The organism is Fortiea sp. LEGE XX443, assembly GCF_015206815.1.
Lineage (GTDB): Bacteria > Cyanobacteriota > Cyanobacteriia > Cyanobacteriales > Nostocaceae > Nostoc_B.
The window spans coordinates 1-17,242 of sequence record NZ_JADEXZ010000050.1 but is presented as its reverse complement, the minus strand read 5'-3'; the positions used below and the strand labels follow the sequence as shown (position 1 = coordinate 17,242).

Here is a 17,242-nt window from a genome sequence, read left to right as displayed (position 1 = left end):
TTAAATTTTGGTAGGAGCGATCGCAATCTGGCCGTGAATACAACAGAAAAAATTTTAAAAAAAATAAATTTAGTATGAATACTGACAAAAGTCAAGATAAAGTTAGAGCCAACAGAGTAAGCATAATATTTATATTACGTATATTCCTAGATTTTACGTAGTTAGTCCTGGACTCGCTGTTGTAGCAACTGGCGTGAGACTTCCAGGTATTTGGATTGAACACGGAACAAGATACTTGACACCGGATGTATAATGAGCGCGTCTCCTCCTGGATCACAAAATCACATTGAGGATTGGTCGGTTTGCTGTTTTCTGTACCTTGGATTAGGAGCATATGTGGCAAGAACAAAAAAAAGATAGTGCGATCGTCAACCTGGTATTATCGTTAGCCTTAGCAACCACCCCAATGGCAGCGACTCTCTTCGTGTCGACACCAGTGTTGGCACAATCTGCCACTGACACTCCCTCTTTCTCACTACCGCAAACAGTGGAGAATGGATCTATAGTGCGTGTTGATGGTTCCAGTAGCTTGGTGCTGATCAACCAAAACCTGAAAGCAGGTTTTGAGAAACAGTTTGCTGGTACAAAGGTAGAAGTTGCCAATAACGGTACAGATGCAGCGCTGAAAGCTTTACTTGAGGGACAAATTGATGTGGCTGCTATTGGGCGAGGCTTGACTCCTCAAGAAAAAGCCCAAGGTTTAGAGCAAGTCCGCCTGCATAGAGAGAAAATTGCGATCATTGTGGGTGAAGAAAATCCTTTTAACGGCAGTTTAACGGATAGACAATTTGCCAGAATTTTTCGGGGGAGAATTACCAATTGGTCGCAGTTGGGAGGAGGGATGGGAGGTAAAATTCGGGTAATCGATCGCCCAATTACCAGCGACACCCGTGAAGCACTCAACAACTACCCAGTTTTTAAGGCGGCAAAATTCGCCACAGGTGCTACTGCTACCCAATTATCTGAAGACAACACCGCCGATATCGCCAAAGAACTAGGTAAAGATGGCATCAGCTACGCCAAATATAATCAAATAGCAAAATTGCCTGGGGTGAGGGTTCTCCAGTTACATCAAGCCTTGCCAGATGATCCTAAATATCCCTTCTCCCAACCCTTAGTTTACGTTTACAAAAAGAATCCTAGCCCAGCTGTGGCAGGTTTTCTCGGCTTTGCTCTAGCAACACCAGGAAAACAAGCTATAGAAACAGCCAGAACAGCAGAAGCGGAAGCGATTGCTAAAGGTGAATCGCCTAACCTTTTGTTAGCTGTCGATCCCACATCTACTCCAGAAGCAACTATTAACCCTGGTACAGAAGCGACACCACAAGCCACTGCTTCTCCCTTCACTACAACAGCGCCAACAGCAACCACAGCGCCAGCTGGAACATTAAGTGAACAGCAACTACTCACTCCCACAGATCCGGCGGGAACATCAGGTGAACAGCAGCCACTCCCGCCAGCTGCCAATAACCCCATCGCTCAAGGACAAATACCCCTTTGGTGGTTGGTGTTACCTTTAGGTATCATCGCCGGATTGTTGTTGTGGATGGTTAGAAGCAGTCCGTCGAATTCAGAAGCAGTAGAAGACAAACCACCAGCAAATCCTCAGCCGCCTGCACCAGAAGTAGCAGCAACTAACGCTACTGCTATCAGCGAACCTTTAGCTGAAGCTTCACCTCCTCATTGGGCAAACGGAGATACACCACACAATAACGGTGCTAACATCCTGGAAGGTACTACCGCAGCCACAACAGCAGATACAGCTTTAGCCGTGGGCGCAGGAGCCGTTATCGGTTCAATCATTGTCGGCAAAGAAGCAGAAAATCACAAAATAGAAGAGAACGGTTACGATCTCGGCATATCACCGTGGGATATGGAAGCACCAGCCGCAGTGGTCAATACTGCATATCCACCAATTTTAGATCGGTCGAAAACAACACCGAATTCTGACGAGCCAGAGGTAACAGCAACGATAGTTGAAACCACCCAAGATCCAATTACCCCGGTAGCAGAAATCCAGACTACTGATACAGATGCAAATGTGACTCTTGACTTGCCAGAAATTCCAGACGACTCAATAGATGAGGATGATTGGGGTTTTGAACTGACTGAAGATGTGACAGCAACAGACTCTCAGTTAGACCCGGAAGTAGAGAAATTGAATTTTGTAGCAGACGCAGCAGAACCTGATCTAGAAGAGACAGAGGAGTTGATTGTGACTAATTCAGATGGTTTAGGAGGGGCGGGGATTGGAGCTTGGTCTAGTGTTGATCAACCAGAATCAGCAGGGGCAATACCAACCAGTACCACAGCTGAAATTTTAGCGATCGCCGATCCACAAAGCAATATAGTTCTGACACCTAAAACTCATGATTTGGCTGATGTTGCTTGGGAAATTTCAGAAGCTGGCAAGCAAATGCTCCAGAATGCTGGCATATTCCAATTGGCATTGCGACTTTATGATGTCACAAATGTTGACATGAGTTATCAGCAGCCACAATTAATCCAGCAGTATGAATATGATCTCACCTCATCTTGTGGCTCGGTGACAATTCCCCAAACCGATCGCGATTACATAGCAGCAATTGGCTATGCTACAGAAGGCGATCGCTGGGTAACTATTACTTATTCACAAATTGCCCACATTTTTGGTATTCCCCAGACAAATACTAAAGCGGCAAATGTTGTATTAGTTGATGAGACAAGCAGTGTGACTCTCACACCTCGCACTCACCAATTGGCTGATGTCTGTTGGGAGATATCCGAAACTAGCAAACAAATCCTCCAGAATGCGGGAATATTCCAATTGGCTTTGCGGCTTTATGATGTTACTGATATTGACATGAGTTATGAGCAGCCCCAATTGGTGCAGCATTACGAATTTGATTTAGCCACATCTAATAACTCTGTGGGGATTCCCCAAGCCGATCATGATTACGTAGCCGAAATTGGCTACCTGATCGTTGGCGATCGCTGGGTAAGCATCGCTCGTTCATCAATTGTACGCGTCTTCAGTCCACTCTATACAGAAGATGAAACATCTATAGACCAGGAATCCTTTGAATTCCTAGAAGACGATAGTACCATTACCCTGACACCGCGTACTCCTAAATGGGCTTATGCTGCTTGGGAGCTTTCTGACACACGCAAGCAAATGCTACAGAATGCCGGAATAGTGCAATTAGCATTGCGGCTTTATGATGCTACTGATATTGACATGAGTTATGAGCAGCCCCAATTAATTCAGCAGTATGAATGTGAAGAAATCACACACGATCGCTATGTGGCAATTCCCACGAGCGATCGCGACTACATGCTGGAGTTAGGTTATATGACAGAAGGTGATGGTTGGGTAACAATTACCAGTTCTTCTGCGGTTCGCGTCTTCAGTCGTCCCCAAAAAGATTTCTGGTTTGTCGCAGATGCAGAGTTAATTATCCACGGCGCAACAGAACCCAATGCAAGTGTCAATATTGCAGGTAATCCCATCACTCTCAAACCAGATGGAACATTTCACCTCCGCGTCCCCTTCTCAGAAAACTTGATTGATTATCTGATGACAGCGGTTGCTGCTGATGGAGAAAATTCTAAAACAATTCATAAAAAGTTCTCCCAAGAAGTTCCAGAAGCATAGTTGTTAAAGTAAGGGAATATGAAATAGGAAACAGTAAATAAAATCTGTTTCCCATTTCCAGAAATACACTAAAGATGAGCAAAATCTACCCTAAATTAGGAATTTATTCTGATTTCTGAATTTTTATTCAATTAAGTTTAGGAGATTGCTTTGCTAGATAATGTTCGCAACCGCTTCAGAAATTTTAAGCGAAAAAGAGTTGAACCTTTACAACTACAACAGATGGTGTGTGAGTTGTTTGAAGAGTCCACTCCTAACAAAGAATATTTAATCCTAATTATTGGTTCTTGTGCGATCGCCACATTTGGGTTACTCAGCAACAGCGCCGCTGTCATTATTGGCGCAATGATTATCGCACCCCTAATGTTGCCAATTCGAGGTTTAGCCTTCGGTGCGTTGGTGGGAAATGTCAGCCTATTTCGTCAAGGCGTAGTGGCAGTTTTATTTGGTACATTCTTAGCACTTTTAATTTCTTCTACTATCGGTTGGTTAGTTAATCTACCTAGTTTCGGTAGTGAAGTCCTATCTCGTGCCAAACCTAACCTGCTCGATTTGGGGATAGCAGTCGCCGCAGGTGGTATCAGCGGCTATGCCAAGGTGAATACCAAAATCTCGGCTACTTTAGCAGGGACGGCGATCGCTGTTGCTCTCATGCCACCAGTTTGCGTTATCGGTTTAGGTCTAGCAAAATCTAACTTGTCACTCAGTACAGGAGCAACTTTACTCTACTTAACGAACCTTTTGGGCATCACTCTTGCCTGTATGGTGACATTTGTAGTCAGTGGCTATTCTCCCGTCCATCGCGCCCGAAAGGCACTAATCTGGACATTGACATTAACAGGTATTTTACTGATACCTTTAACAGTGAGCTTTACGCGATTAATTAGACAAGCACAACTCGAAACCAATTTGAAAAAGGCTTTGCTCAACCGAACTATAACTTTTCAGCGTTTAGAACTATTGAAAACTGATACTAACTGGCTGAGTAACCCGCCCCAACTTCGCTTGAGCGTTCGCGCCCAGGAACCTGTAACATCAAAGCAAGTGCGTCTTTTAGAAGCATTTCTCGAAAAAGAAATGGGGCAACCTTTTATCCTGATTTTTGAAGTTAGTCAAGTGCAAGAAATCAGGCGAGAAACGCCTAATTTTTTAGACAAAATACCAACAGGCAAGATAAATTTTCCAAAAGCTAACGACGAAAACTAAACTACTTACCTTAACCTGTGGGATTTGGTGGTAATTGATGGTAAATATTTTATTTAGCTGGAATACTCTTATGGTATTAGAGTCTGCCACGAGTGAACTTGTAATTGAAGAACAACTCAAGCAATTTCTACTAGTACTCTCTGTTTCTTTAGGCGTAGCAACATTACCGCAAATTTTTAGTTGGTTGCGCCGCATCCCTTACACACTCCTACTAGTAATTGTGGGATTGGGGTTAGCATTCGTCAATGTGCGATTAGTGAATCTCTCCCCAGAATTGATTCTGGTAATTTTCCTCCCACCACTGTTGTTTGAAGCAGCTTGGAATGTAAAATGGTCAGATTTAAAGCGAGATTTACTACCGATTTGTCTGTATGCAGTGGTTGGGGTGGTAATTTCTATTGCCGGAGTAGTGGTGGGGCTGAATCAATTTGCTGGAATGGAACTGAGTATTGCTTTATTAATTGGGGCTAGTTTATCAGCAACCGATCCAGTTTCGGTAACGGCTTTGTTTCGGGAACTAGGAGCAAGTAAACGCCTAACAATGCTGATGGAAGGGGAAAGTCTATTTAATGATGGCATGGCGGTTGTGGCTTTTGGCTTATTAGTTGCCTTGCCTTTGGGTACTGCAAAACTGGATTTACAATCTGCTTTATTAGAATTTTTTCAGGTAGTAGGCATTGGTATCGGGATTGGGGGACTAATTGGGTTTGGCATTTCTTACCTGACACAACGTTTTGATTTACCCCTAGTAGAACAATCTCTTACCCTAGTTTCGGCTTACGGCACTTACCTAATTACAGAATATTTGGGTGGTTCTGGAGTGATTGGAGTAGTCACCACAGCTTTAATTTTAGGTAACTTTGGTTCACGTATTGGCATGAATCCGCGCACACGGATCATTGTTACTGAATTTTGGGAATTCTTAGCTTTTTTTGTTAATTCAATTGTTTTTCTCTTAATTGGCGATCAAATTCGCTTTGCTGTTTTAGGAGATAATCTAAAAACTATCGGAGTCACAATCGCCGCCATGATTGTGGCACGAGCCGTATCTATTTATGCTTTAAGTGGTGTTAGTAACTGGTTAACTAAATCCGAAATTTCTTTATCTGAACAAACTGTACTGTGGTGGGGCGGTTTACGAGGTTCTGTCGCCATTGCCTTGGCTTTGAGTGTACCAGCCGTACTCCCTGACAGAGAAGAAATTATTGCCACAGTATTTGGAGTAGTTTTATTTACGCTGTTAGTACAAGGTTTAACTACCCAACCATTGTTAGGAAAACTACAACTTTTAGGTTCGCAACCATTACGCCAAGAATACATGGAAGCAATTGCGCGTCAAGTTGCTCTCCAGCGATCGCTAGAATATTTAGAAACAACACAAAAGCGTCCGGGAATTCAGCCAGAGTTTTATCACTACCAGAAGAGGTTGATTTCAGGAGAACTTGCTCTGTTGCAAGAAAAAATTGACAAATTAGTTGATGAGTACCCCAATTTGCAAGAATTTACAACGGAAGAATTGCGAGGGGAACTTCTGGCGATCGAAGCAGACACATACGCTGAGTTTGTCCGCGCAGGTAGGTTAAATAAAGAACTTGCACCTTTTCTGCAAACAACTCATGACAGCGCCAATCAAGAGTAAGGGCTATATTAAGATGAGGTTACGTCCTAACTTCTGGATTGCTAATTTTTTTGTGTTACTTCTAGATAAATATGCTCTAAACGCACAGGCTGACGAGCGATCGCATCAATTTTTATCCCCTCAAATCTCGCAAGAATTTCTTTTAATTCCAGCGGTTCTGGTAGCCAAAAACCTAACTCGTTACCATAGCGTTTAAGAGTAAAACCATATTCTTGAGCGCGGGCGATCGCTTGTTCTTCTTCTGTAGTTTGTACTACTAAAATTTCTGCGGCTGGAATTAAGTTACGCAACTGTGCCAAACTACCCTCAGCTAAAATTTGCCCATTCTTAAGAATGCCAATTTTATTACAAAGACGCTCTGCTTCATCTAATAGATGAGTCGTCAATAAAATTGTAATTCCCTGATTTTTCAACTGGCGAATCAACTCCCAAATTTCGTACCTTGATTCAATATCTAACCCAGTAGTTGGCTCATCCAAAATTACTAACTTTGGTTGATGCACTAAAGCAACTGCAATATTCAACCGCCTCTGCATTCCACCACTGAGAGTTTCAACTGGGCTTTTTGCCCTATCTAATAAATTCACAGCCGCCAAAGTTATTTGTAACTGTTGTTGGCGTGTTTTTCTATCTAATCCATAAATATCGGCAAAAAATTTTAAATTCTCTGCACAAGTGAGAGTTTTATAGAGTAAATTTTCTTGAGGTGCAATCCCAATTAGTTTTTTTGTTGCATCGGAAATTGGTTGATGATTAATTGTGATATCACCACTATCAGCCTTAAGCAAATTGCAAATAATATTAATTGTTGTTGTCTTACCAGCGCCATTTGCACCCAATAAACCATAAATTTCTCCTGCTTCTATATACAAGTTCAAATCTTGGAGGACTTTTCTTTGATTGTAAGATTTATTAAGATTTTTAATTGCCAGCATATTTTTAACACTATATTATAATTCCTAATATAGATACCCGACTTCTTCAAGAAGTCGGGTATCTATTCATTCACGTTATTCATAATCTTCTTTCAACTATTAACATCCGCCTATAAGATAACCAACCACCAATCATCATTACTATAGAAAACACAACTAAAAACCAAAAATGTGGTGCAATTTCACCAATTACTTTACCTTGAGTTGATACTCCTACAAAAGCTTCATTCATATGATAGATGGGGTTGTATTTAGCAATATTAATTAAATTTTTAGGAAATAGTGAACTAGGTAAAAATGCGCCACCTAAAATTAATAAAGGCACTCCAAAAGCTGCTACTAAAGCATTGACATCTTCAATTCGCCTAGCTAATTGTGTACCCAAAATAAAACCTAAGCCCACATACGCAGCGATACTCATGAAAATAATCATCAACCCCAAAAAAATAGAACCTTTAAACGTAGCACCCCAAAAAGCAGCAACAGTATAAACTAGCAAAGTTTGTCCCAAGCCAATGCAACTATGGGCTAAAAAAATTCCTAGAAAATAGGATATACCACTCAAGGGAGAGAGAAACAGGCGTTTGAGAGTTTGCTGTTCTCTTTCTGCTACGACAGTTGCAACGCTACCACCCAAACAGCTAAAAAATAGTGCAGCCCCCACTAATGTTGAAGGTGCAGTATATTCAAAAGCACTATTAATTGGTAGTTTTGCTCGTTCTGCCAAAATAAACCCACCAAGTATTAATACTGAAATGGGAAAAATACTCCAAAAAATCAGGCTGCGTCGGCGGCGTAATAATTCAATTAAGATGCGCTGAGTGACAGCTATAGTTTCACGCCAATATTTCATCTGAGAAAGTGAGAACATATTCCAGAATAAATTAGAGACGCGAAGTTTCGCGCCTCTACACAAACTACAACCTGACTAAGACTGGTTGGCTATCTACTGCACTGACAGTATTTGATTCTGTATCTGTGCAGTAAATTTCGCAGGAGTTATTGGGACTTTCGATGAGTTTGACTTTGTAAAGCTTGGCTCCTAGATTTTGGATAGGCGATCGCAGTAAATTACTAATATACAGTGCAATATTTTCAGCTGTTGGTACAACTCCGGCAAAATAAGGCACATCTTTGTTCAAAAAGGTGTGATCAAATGGTTCTACCACATAATCTGCGATCGCTTGATGTAATGCACCTAAATCAATAATCATCCCAGTGCGCTGATCAATTTCGCCTTTTACTGTCACTTCTAAATGATAGTTGTGTCCGTGACCGTTAGGACGCGCACACTTACCATAAATCTCAGTATTATCTTCTAGGCTGAGATCAGGATGCGCCAGCCGATGGGCAGCGCTGAAGTGTGTACTGATAGAGAGGTAGGCTTCCATTGAGTTTCCCATATAATCTGCCCAAAGTTCAGGATGTTCAAATAACTGTACACGGACTACAGGCAGGTGAGGTGCTAACCGCCGCCAGATAACCCGTGCAATATTTTCAGTAGTGGGTAGAGTTTCTTGAAATTCTGCCCAGACATCATTGAGATAAGAAAAATCTAGAAGGCTTGTAATTTCGCGTCTAATTACTTGTTTGACATCAGACAAATTCAGCACCATGCCATATTCATCCAATTCCCCAGCCAGGGAAATGAATAAGACATAGTTATGTCCGTGTCCGGGAAATTTTGCGCCAGCACCAAATTTCTCAAAATTCTCAGCTTCACTCAGTTCGGGTAGCCAATAGCGATGACTAGCCGAGAATTGAGCGCGGCGATTTACAATACATTGCATGAGTACACTGGGAAAAAATTTAAACTTTCTTAATCTTTACACTCTTTCCAGCATAAACTAATTTCTTTGTCTGTGGTGAAGGGAATAACATCTTGCTGGTATCTCTTGATTTAACGTGAGTTCGACAAATTTTAACAACCCCTCTCCAAACCTCTCCCCTGTGAGGAGCTACGGTGTACACACAAATCATCTGATCCCCCTAAATCCCCCTTAAAAAGGGGGACTTTGATTCTAATTTCCCCCTTTTCAAGGGGGGCTAGGGGGGATCGAAATGCTGTTATGCAACTTTATACAACTTGTGTGTACACCGTAGCCTACAGGGAGAGAGGCTTCAAAACCTTTATTTTGTGTTGAGCTTTAAAGATATTTAAGCCCCTCTCCGACGCGGAGAGAGGTGGGGGAGAGGTTCATCGAATTCACGTTGATTCAACTTCACCCAAAAAAACGTTCATAGTTATCATGGCTACCAATTCAAAACCATTTCACCGTGTCTTCTTCTAAAATCCTAATTGCCCGATACCCTCGCGTTATTTTGACAGACCAAACCGCCTCTTCGGTATTGATGCACTTGAAATGTAAAGACGGATGAAATGGATTGTCTGCCCAAAGCCTATACGATTTTCTAGCACTTTGCCTAATTTCGTTGGTTAACTGTTGATACTCAGCCCAAAAAGAAGGAAGAACTACTGACCTCATAACTGGTCATAATCCATTACAGTCGCTTTTCCTTCTGCGATTTCTTGTTTAGCTTGTTTAGCAGCAGCAATCAATTGTGATTGAGTTCTTTGAAAAGCATTATTCCATCTCATCTCATCTTGCAATTCATCAATGTAGTCTCGCAGATGTTCTGCAATGCGGTCTTGTACCTCAATCGGTAAAGATTCCATCATTTTGACGACAGTGGTGATTGCTGTTGATGACATAATGTATGCTTCTTATGCAATGCTTTGGTTTTAAGCTAACACTAAATTGATGATTATTTTAGAACTGTAGCGATCGCATATTTTCTGCCACAGTCGAAAGTAAATTGATCAGGACGTGGTGTGCGATTGGTTAATGGTGGTGTATATCAACCACAAGTTGCTAGAGATGGATTGTAACCATAGAGCCACTCCTCAAACTCACGATCGCTCACTTGCGCTTTCTCCATCATGCCACGCAAATATACTTCGCTATCAGCTTTGTAAGCTCGATTCGCCTGTACAGCATTGCGGATTTGAATGATTTGTGTGCGGGGCTGACGACTTTTTTCGTAGCAAGCAAGAGCTGTTGCAAGATTAGGAGCATGGCAAAGAAATTGAGAAAGTTCCCAGGCATCTTCAAACGCTGTATTTGCTCCCTGTCCTAGCAATGGTACCATTGGATGGGCAGCATCTCCTAAAAGCGTTACCCTGCCTTGACTCCAGTTGGATAATGGCGGTCTGTCACATATCGGTCGTTCGATAATATCCTCAGCATTGGTTGCTTTGATGATTGCTTGTACTGGTTCTGCCCAATTGGCGAATTTCTCTTGGACATAAGATTTAATATCAGATGCACTCTGCTTTAACGGTTTGCCTGGCGATAAAGCAGCAGCACTCCACATTATGTATCCGCCACCCAAATCAAAGAACCCGAAGATTTTTCCATCGGGTGCTGTCATTGACATAACTTCATCAGGATGCAGCATTTCGTGGCTGTACTGAAGAACAGCCCGCCAAGACATCCGTCCAGCATAGCGAGGCTCTCCGTCACCAATCATGGTTTGTCTAACTGCCGAGTTCAAACCATCAGCCCCAATTAACAGTTCTACCTCTACTGTCTTGTTCCCATCAAAGTAAACTTTAATGCTTTTGTCATTTTGCTCAAAATTAATGCACCGATAATTAAGATGGATATTTTCAGTTGGTAATGCAGAGGCGAGAATCTCTTGCAAACGTGACCAGCGAATCTGCAACATTGGCTGACTATATTTATCAATTAAGTTTACAGATTTCTGAGCAATAATTTCACCAGTGCTTTTTTTTAAGGTCAGCATTCGAGTTTCGCTACCCGCCTGCTTGAGTAAGTCGGTGATTCCAGGAACAATTGCTTCGAGACAATGCAAGCCGTTCGGTACAATACTTAGACCAGCACCTATTGGGCGCAAAAAACTTGCTTTTTCATAGACTTGAGCGTTGATACCTTTTTTATGAAGTGCGATCGCTACTGTTAAACCGCCTAGTCCAGCACCAACAATAGCTACTTTTTTGATCATAAACAGAAATCAGGCAACGATTGCACAAAATTATACATTTAATACTAATTATCTCTTTTATAGAGAAACCAAGAAAAAATTTCATTAACCTTTAGAGGGTTGTAATAAAGTCCATCCATGTTCCCGATTGTGTGCGGTGGATGGGGTGAAAAGTTCATTGTTCTAGTTATCCGATCGCTATCAACGTTCCGACGTTACAACCAAATTACAGCTATGATGACAGTGCATAGCATACTACTTCAATGTTGTGACCATCTGGATCTAAAACAAACGCTCCATAGTATTTGGAATGATAATAATGAGAGCGCAAACTTGGTGCGCCATTATCTGTGCCACCCACTGTGAGCGATGCTGTGTGAAAAGTGTTAACCTGCTCACAAGATTCGGTTGTGAAAGCAACATGAATTCGTGGAATATTTACCTGTTCATCAACAATCCAAAAATCCGCTTTTCCATCTGTGCCAAAACCAGCCGCATATTTAGAAACGGGTGAGGTAATATCATACTCTTTGCATAACTTATATCCAAGTGGGGCTAATGCAACTTTATAAAAATTCTTACTGTGTTCAAAGTTACTAACATTAATTGCAACGTGGTCGATCATAAATTCCTCTTTGGTAATACTTAGAATAATTTTTATTCCACATTGAACAAAAATATGGTGGAAATCTGTAATTCAACTAGCAAACCAGTAATAATTAGGAATAGTGTTAATTAATATCTCTGTAAACTTGCTAATCCATCTGTCTGAAGATACATGATTTTTTTTGAGCTTTGAAGCTATATAGAAAGAACCCTATCGCCTGCGGCACCTCCCCTTGCTAAGAAAGGTAGGGTGGGAGGGGTTAAAATAATGTGCAGCTTCACAAAAAATTGGTATTAGCTTTATTAAATAACTGAAGCTTGCGCTTCATAGTGTAATCTCATAGCTATGCGGAATAGTTCTTGTCCTGTGTGCAGATAGCGATCGTCGTAGCTAAGGGGAAAGTACGCCAATTCTTCCACGCCATCTGCTAATTGATTGAGGCTGTAGTAAAGATGAGCCGCAGTTCTCGCTAAACTAGGGGGATTGGGGAGAGAACGAAAGATAATTTGAGCTTGTTTGATTTCGTCTCGACAAGTATCTAAATATTCCTGAAATTCTTCTAATAATTCATCGTCAAAAGGATCGGCGGCTAATTGCTCAATTTGCTCTTCTAAAGAATCAAGAATTTCACTCAGTATGCAGTTGACTGGTTGATAGATTAAGCGTAGCCATTCTTCGACTTGTTCATCAGCATTTTTACCTGATTTTCGAGTGGCTTGGTAATGTTTTTGAGCGGATGCGGCGCGTTGTTGGCGATTTTGGCAGTCATCCTGCAACTTTTGGTCATAATCAAGGCGATTTTGACTATCACCTAAGACTTCATAAGCAGCATTAATGCGGATAATTTCTTCGCGATCGCCTGTTTGCTGATTGCTATCGGGGTGAAATACCTTTACCAAGCGGCGGTAAGCTTGCTTAATCTCCGCTTGGCTGGCATTAGGATTAACTTTCAGAGTTTCGTAGTGGTTAGAAGTTGGCTTAGAATCTACCATTAACTTAATTTATCGTTAGCTGACGCTGGTGGCTACTCTGGCTTCCAGGTCTTGGAACAACGGTGTACTCAGATATCTTTCTCCAAAACTCGGCTGAATCATCACAATTAAGCGTCCTTCGTTTTCTGGACGTTGGGCGACGCGAATAGCCGCACACAAAGCCGCACCACTGGAAATCCCAGATAACAGGCCTTCTTCTCTGGCTAACCTGCGGCTGTAGTCGATTGCTTCTTCATCACTGACGGTAATCACTTCATCAATGAATTTCATTTTCAACACTTGGGGAATAAACCCCGCACCAATCCCTTGGATTTTGTGCGCCCCTGGTTTTCCCCCAGATAAAACTGGGCTATTGGCTGGTTCAACTGCGATCGCCTGAAAACTTGGTTTACGTGCTTTCAGGGCTTCTGCTACACCAGTGATCGTACCACCTGTACCAACTCCTGCAACAATCATATCTACCTCGCCATCGGTGTCTTCCCAGATTTCTGCGGCGGTAGTTTCTCGATGGATTTTGGCATTGGCTGGATTGCGAAACTGCTGCAACATGTATGAGTATGGAGTGATATTTACTATTTCTTGGGCGCGTCGAATCGCCCCACCCATACCTTCAATTCCGGGAGTAAGTTCTAATTCTGCCCCATAAGCCCGCAACATTGCCCGTCGTTCACCACTCATGGTATCTGGCATTGTCAAAATTAATCGATAACCTCTAGCTGCGGCTACCATTGCGAGGGCGATTCCCGTATTACCAGAGGTTGGTTCTACTAGTACTGTTTTTCCCGGAGAAATCAATCCCTCTGCTTCTGCGGCATTAATCATACTTAGCCCAATTCGGTCTTTAACTGATGCCGATGGGTTCATACTTTCGAGCTTCACTATTATTTGCGCCACACACCCCTCTGCTTGGGGAATGCGATTCAATTGTACTAAGGGTGTACGACCAATAAGTTCTGTGATGTTACGAGCAATTCTCATAATATTCCTTTTTTATAGTCAATATTCCATAGTCAACGGTGAGGCACAAGAAGCAGAGTAGCAGGCACTATGACTAAATGTAATACATGATGTCTAGCTGCTTGCGGGAATCTCTTTTTTCACAAAGATTTTGCAGCGTGCAGTTTTGTAAAACGGAATTTGCAGCTTGACAGGCTTCTTGCCAGATTTCATCGATAACAGCACCATCTACACTTTTGATACTGGACGTTTCTTCCCCCGCCCGCACATCTAGACCTTCCAAACATTCTAAAACTTCATATATTGTAATTTTCCACGGTTCTCTCGACAACAGATAGCCGCCTTTAGAGCCGCGTTGACTTTTGATGATCCCCCCCCGTCTCAAAGTTGCCAGTAGTTGTTCTAAATAGCGATCGGGTATGTTTTGTGTAGCTGCGATTTGCCGAATTTGCATCGGTTCGCCGTTTTCGTAATGAGTCGCCATTTCTAGTAAGGCTAGAATTGCGTACTCTGATTTACAAGATAGTTCCACGGGCGTGTTGAAGTATGAAGTATGAAGGATAAAGTATGAAGTATGAAATTTCATACTTCTTTTAGTATACTCCGGTTCATTGCTGGGGTTTTTGTATTTTTGCAATTAACGTTGAATGAGGGATGATGAGATTTGAGATGCGATCGCTATGCTGAACAATTAAAATACCTAGGCAAAACTCGCAACATCGGTAATGCTGGGTAAGTCTAAATGATTAGCTAAATAATCTGGGAATGTGAGGAATGTCAAATCTTGTCAAGCGCAAATCTCGCCAACTCAAACGTCAATCTTTCGGTGTACTTTTGGTACTTTTGGCTTGGAGTCTAGTTATAGGTTGGCTATTTGCTTCCGCAACTAGCGTCTACAGTGCTACCCCTAGTGCAGAAGTCGGGACAGTTGATGTCATCCCTGCTCAATACGAGTTAGGGCAAGAACTATACATAGAAAATTGTGCTAAATGTCACCTTGCCATCCCACCAGCAGTTTTACCCTCTCAAACCTGGAAAAATCTCCTGGAAGACTCCCAGCACTACGGTGTGCAACTCAAGCCGTTAGTTGATCCACCACGGATTTTGGTGTGGCGGTATCTTTCTACTTTCTCTCGCCTACAACGAGAAGACGAAGAAACACCTTATCGCGTCAATAAATCTCGTTATTTCAAAGCTTTACATCCCAAAGTCGATTTACCACGTCCGTTACAAATTAATAGCTGTGTTAGCTGTCATCCCGGTGCTGGTGAGTATAATTTTCGTCGCCTTGCTTCAGAATGGGAAAATTCTCAGTAATTATGTGAGGCTCAGATCCCCTACTTCTTCAAGAAGTCGGGGATCTAAATCTCCTACTTATCACTCAAAGGAGTCCAGTTACCAGAAGGAACAAACGCCGCCCAAAATTGCGGATGCTGATAATCTTGACTATTGAGCATTTCCAACTGTGCAGTACGTAACGCTTCATGTCTCCCCTTACCCGCCTGCAAGTTCTGGTAATACTTCACCATTAAATCCTTCGTCGCCGCATCATCCACCAGCCACAGACTTAACACCTGAGTTTGGGAACCAGCAATTACCAACGCCCGACGCAAACCATAAACCCCATCGCCAACTTTCACATCACCCTTACCAGTGTCACAGGCAGAAAGTACAACTAATTGATTGGAACGTAAATCTAAACCAGCTACTTCTAACGCCGTCAACACACCATCATCATTACCGTTTGTTGCTTGCTTGCGTTGATTAAATCCAGCCAACGCCAAACCAGAACGTAACAAGGGATTTTCAACTTGTAAAATCTTTTGTGGACGCGGTGTTTCTTCAAAATCTAATGATGCTTTGAGATTTTGTGCCACGTCGGTAATGAAGAAACCGTGAGTAGCCAAGTGTAAAATACTCGGACTTTGTAGTTGTTTAACTGCGGTTTCTGTGGCATCTTTACCTAACAGTAATTTCGCATTCGGTAAAACCTTTTTAATAGCTGCGGCTTCTTCTTTAGTAGCAGCTAATGGCTCAAATTCCAAGTTTGCCAAATCACCAGAGCGGCGATTTTGAGAACCGCGTACACCAGATGTTTTAGCAGTGGCTACAGTTTGCTTTTGGTTATTGTAGTCAATATCTGCCAGCACTACAGGCGCAGAAGTATTGTTAACATTTGACCCAAAGCCTAATAAATCTCGTCCACTGGTGAGGTAAGAAAAAGCGTAACGCTGAATCAGAAATTTATCTTGCTCATCCTTTAATGCTTCAAAGGGAATTAATGTTAATTGCCCATCGGGAGAAATTAAAAGATGACTGGCATCACCCAATAAAGGGCGAATAGGCGCGATTAATTTCTCATCTAAAGTACGGGCAAGTTTTTTGATTGGTCTACCTGTGGCTAATGCTGCACGCAAATCAATAGCTAATTTATCAATTTCTGCGACTTCGCCTAAATCAAGCCATGAGGGTTCACCAGATGAACGTAATACAGCCGCAGCATAACGTGGTTTACCCCACTGTTGAGCCTGCGTTTTGGCTTTGGCGTTGTATGGTTCATACTGCACAATTTCTACCAAGGCTGCATCTTTGGGGATTTTGGCTTGGATGGCGGCTAACTCTACTGGTTGTGTTTGCTGACGGAATTCGGCACTTTTGCTACTAATTGCTGTTTCTAACTTTTCTCTTCGTGCTTCTAGTTGCTCAAGTTGAGCTTTCGGGTTAGCAGCTTGTTTTTCTGGTTGGGAGAATACTAAGGCTGAGAGTTGCTGTTGTACTTGCAGCCATTGAGTGAATAATTTTTGAGTTTCGGGGTTTTTGTCAAGTTGAGCACGTAAGATTTGGATGCTGTCAGCTACGGCATCTAACACTAGCCCTTTGCGACGGAGTACAGTGGTCAGAGCCAGAGATGCGGCAGCTGAATTATTGCGAGCTTCCTGCAAGGACAGTGAAATACTACGATAAGTTGCACCTGCAAAAGTTCTAAGGTAACTCTGTTTTCTTTGTTCTGAACCAACAGCAAAAATCAGATTGAGATTTTGCCCTTCAATTTCTAGTCCACGGCGTAAGAAATCGGTAGCGCGAGTGATATCACCCTTTGCCAAATACAGTGCTGCCAAATTATTCAAGCTAGTGGCAACGTTGGGATGTTCCTTGCCCAACACCTTCTCTAAGATAGCCAGAGAACGAAGATACAAAGGTTCTGCTTGTTGATAATTTCCCTGTGTGCGATACAGTTGTGCCAAATTATTCAAGCTATTGGCAACG

Annotated in this window: 14 protein-coding genes; 4 read left to right on the top strand and 10 right to left on the bottom strand. The window is 42.2% G+C overall.

The window, feature by feature from the left end; all coding sequences use genetic code 11:
• Positions 1-334: 334 nt before the first annotated feature.
• The 3 genes from IQ259_RS17995 to IQ259_RS17985 all read left to right on the top strand — a co-directional run bounded on the left by IQ259_RS17995 (position 335) and on the right by IQ259_RS17985 (position 6,479).
• Positions 335-3,634 (top strand): DUF4912 domain-containing protein, encoded by a 3,300-nt coding sequence (locus IQ259_RS17995; RefSeq protein WP_193887216.1) that lies wholly within the window; start codon positions 335-337, stop codon positions 3,632-3,634.
• 150 nt (positions 3,635-3,784) lie between these two features.
• Positions 3,785-4,840 carry a TIGR00341 family protein gene (locus IQ259_RS17990; RefSeq protein ID WP_193887214.1) on the top strand — a complete coding sequence of 352 codons (1,056 nt, stop codon included), beginning with the start codon at positions 3,785-3,787 and terminating at the stop codon, positions 4,838-4,840.
• Positions 4,841-4,910: 70 nt separating this feature from the next.
• Positions 4,911-6,479 (top strand): Na+/H+ antiporter, encoded by a 1,569-nt coding sequence (locus tag IQ259_RS17985; RefSeq protein ID WP_193887213.1) that lies wholly within the window; start codon positions 4,911-4,913, stop codon positions 6,477-6,479.
• A 41-nt stretch (positions 6,480-6,520) separates the two neighbouring features.
• Here IQ259_RS17985 and IQ259_RS17980 read toward each other — a convergent pair whose 3' ends face one another.
• The 9 genes from IQ259_RS17980 to IQ259_RS17940 all read right to left on the bottom strand — a co-directional run bounded on the left by IQ259_RS17980 (position 6,521) and on the right by IQ259_RS17940 (position 14,507).
• The gene (locus IQ259_RS17980; RefSeq protein WP_193887210.1) at positions 6,521-7,414 is read right to left on the bottom strand and encodes an ABC transporter ATP-binding protein; all 894 of its coding nucleotides are present in this window, start codon (positions 7,412-7,414) and stop codon (positions 6,521-6,523) included.
• 79 nt (positions 7,415-7,493) lie between these two features.
• Positions 7,494-8,267: an ABC transporter permease gene (locus IQ259_RS17975; RefSeq protein ID WP_193887209.1), complete on the bottom strand. Its 774-nt coding sequence runs from the start codon at positions 8,265-8,267 to the stop codon at positions 7,494-7,496.
• Between the two features lie 64 nt (positions 8,268-8,331).
• Complete coding sequence (locus IQ259_RS17970; RefSeq protein WP_193887207.1) at positions 8,332-9,204, bottom strand: 6-carboxytetrahydropterin synthase; 873 nt, start codon at positions 9,202-9,204, stop codon at positions 8,332-8,334.
• Positions 9,205-9,896: 692 nt separating this feature from the next.
• Entirely contained in the window at positions 9,897-10,127 is a 231-nt protein-coding gene (locus IQ259_RS17965; RefSeq protein ID WP_193887205.1) for a hypothetical protein, read from the bottom strand.
• A 146-nt stretch (positions 10,128-10,273) separates the two neighbouring features.
• Entirely contained in the window at positions 10,274-11,440 is a 1,167-nt protein-coding gene (locus IQ259_RS17960) for an FAD-dependent monooxygenase (RefSeq protein ID WP_193887203.1), read from the bottom strand.
• Positions 11,441-11,651: 211 nt separating this feature from the next.
• Positions 11,652-12,044 (bottom strand): VOC family protein, encoded by a 393-nt coding sequence (locus IQ259_RS17955; RefSeq protein ID WP_193887201.1) that lies wholly within the window; start codon positions 12,042-12,044, stop codon positions 11,652-11,654.
• A 284-nt stretch (positions 12,045-12,328) separates the two neighbouring features.
• Positions 12,329-13,018: a J domain-containing protein gene (locus tag IQ259_RS17950; RefSeq protein ID WP_193887199.1), complete on the bottom strand. Its 690-nt coding sequence runs from the start codon at positions 13,016-13,018 to the stop codon at positions 12,329-12,331.
• Between the two features lie 15 nt (positions 13,019-13,033).
• On the bottom strand, positions 13,034-13,996 hold the full coding sequence (cysK, locus tag IQ259_RS17945; protein WP_193887197.1) for a cysteine synthase A: 963 nt from the start codon (positions 13,994-13,996) through the stop codon (positions 13,034-13,036).
• A 73-nt stretch (positions 13,997-14,069) separates the two neighbouring features.
• Entirely contained in the window at positions 14,070-14,507 is a 438-nt protein-coding gene (locus tag IQ259_RS17940; protein ID WP_193887262.1) for an Rrf2 family transcriptional regulator, read from the bottom strand.
• 242 nt (positions 14,508-14,749) lie between these two features.
• Between IQ259_RS17940 and IQ259_RS17935 the strand changes: the two genes are divergently transcribed.
• Positions 14,750-15,292, top strand: coding sequence for a cytochrome C (locus tag IQ259_RS17935; protein WP_193887195.1), 543 nt, complete (start codon positions 14,750-14,752; stop codon positions 15,290-15,292).
• Positions 15,293-15,345: 53 nt separating this feature from the next.
• On the opposite strand, the gene IQ259_RS17930 is transcribed toward IQ259_RS17935, so the two are convergent.
• Positions 15,346-17,242, bottom strand: a 1,897-nt coding sequence (locus IQ259_RS17930) for a CHAT domain-containing tetratricopeptide repeat protein (protein ID WP_193887193.1), incomplete at its 5' end; no start/stop codon positions are given.

What these genes read in the sequence shown, in the direction of transcription:
- IQ259_RS17995 (WP_193887216.1), top strand. Translation starts at nt 335, where the DNA reads ATGTGGCAAGAACAAAAAAAAGATAGTGCGATCGTCAACCTGGTATTA.
- IQ259_RS17985 (WP_193887213.1), top strand. Translation starts at nt 4,911, where the DNA reads ATGGTATTAGAGTCTGCCACGAGTGAACTTGTAATTGAAGAACAACTC.
- IQ259_RS17980 (WP_193887210.1), bottom strand. Translation starts at nt 7,414, where the DNA reads ATGCTGGCAATTAAAAATCTTAATAAATCTTACAATCAAAGAAAAGTC.
- IQ259_RS17975 (WP_193887209.1), bottom strand. Translation starts at nt 8,267, where the DNA reads ATGAAATATTGGCGTGAAACTATAGCTGTCACTCAGCGCATCTTAATT.
- IQ259_RS17970 (WP_193887207.1), bottom strand. Translation starts at nt 9,204, where the DNA reads ATGCAATGTATTGTAAATCGCCGCGCTCAATTCTCGGCTAGTCATCGC.
- IQ259_RS17965 (WP_193887205.1), bottom strand. Translation starts at nt 10,127, where the DNA reads ATGTCATCAACAGCAATCACCACTGTCGTCAAAATGATGGAATCTTTA.
- IQ259_RS17960 (WP_193887203.1), bottom strand. Translation starts at nt 11,440, where the DNA reads ATGATCAAAAAAGTAGCTATTGTTGGTGCTGGACTAGGCGGTTTAACA.
- IQ259_RS17955 (WP_193887201.1), bottom strand. Translation starts at nt 12,044, where the DNA reads ATGATCGACCACGTTGCAATTAATGTTAGTAACTTTGAACACAGTAAG.
- IQ259_RS17950 (WP_193887199.1), bottom strand. Translation starts at nt 13,018, where the DNA reads ATGGTAGATTCTAAGCCAACTTCTAACCACTACGAAACTCTGAAAGTT.
- cysK (WP_193887197.1), bottom strand. Translation starts at nt 13,996, where the DNA reads ATGAGAATTGCTCGTAACATCACAGAACTTATTGGTCGTACACCCTTA.
- IQ259_RS17935 (WP_193887195.1), top strand. Translation starts at nt 14,750, where the DNA reads ATGTCAAATCTTGTCAAGCGCAAATCTCGCCAACTCAAACGTCAATCT.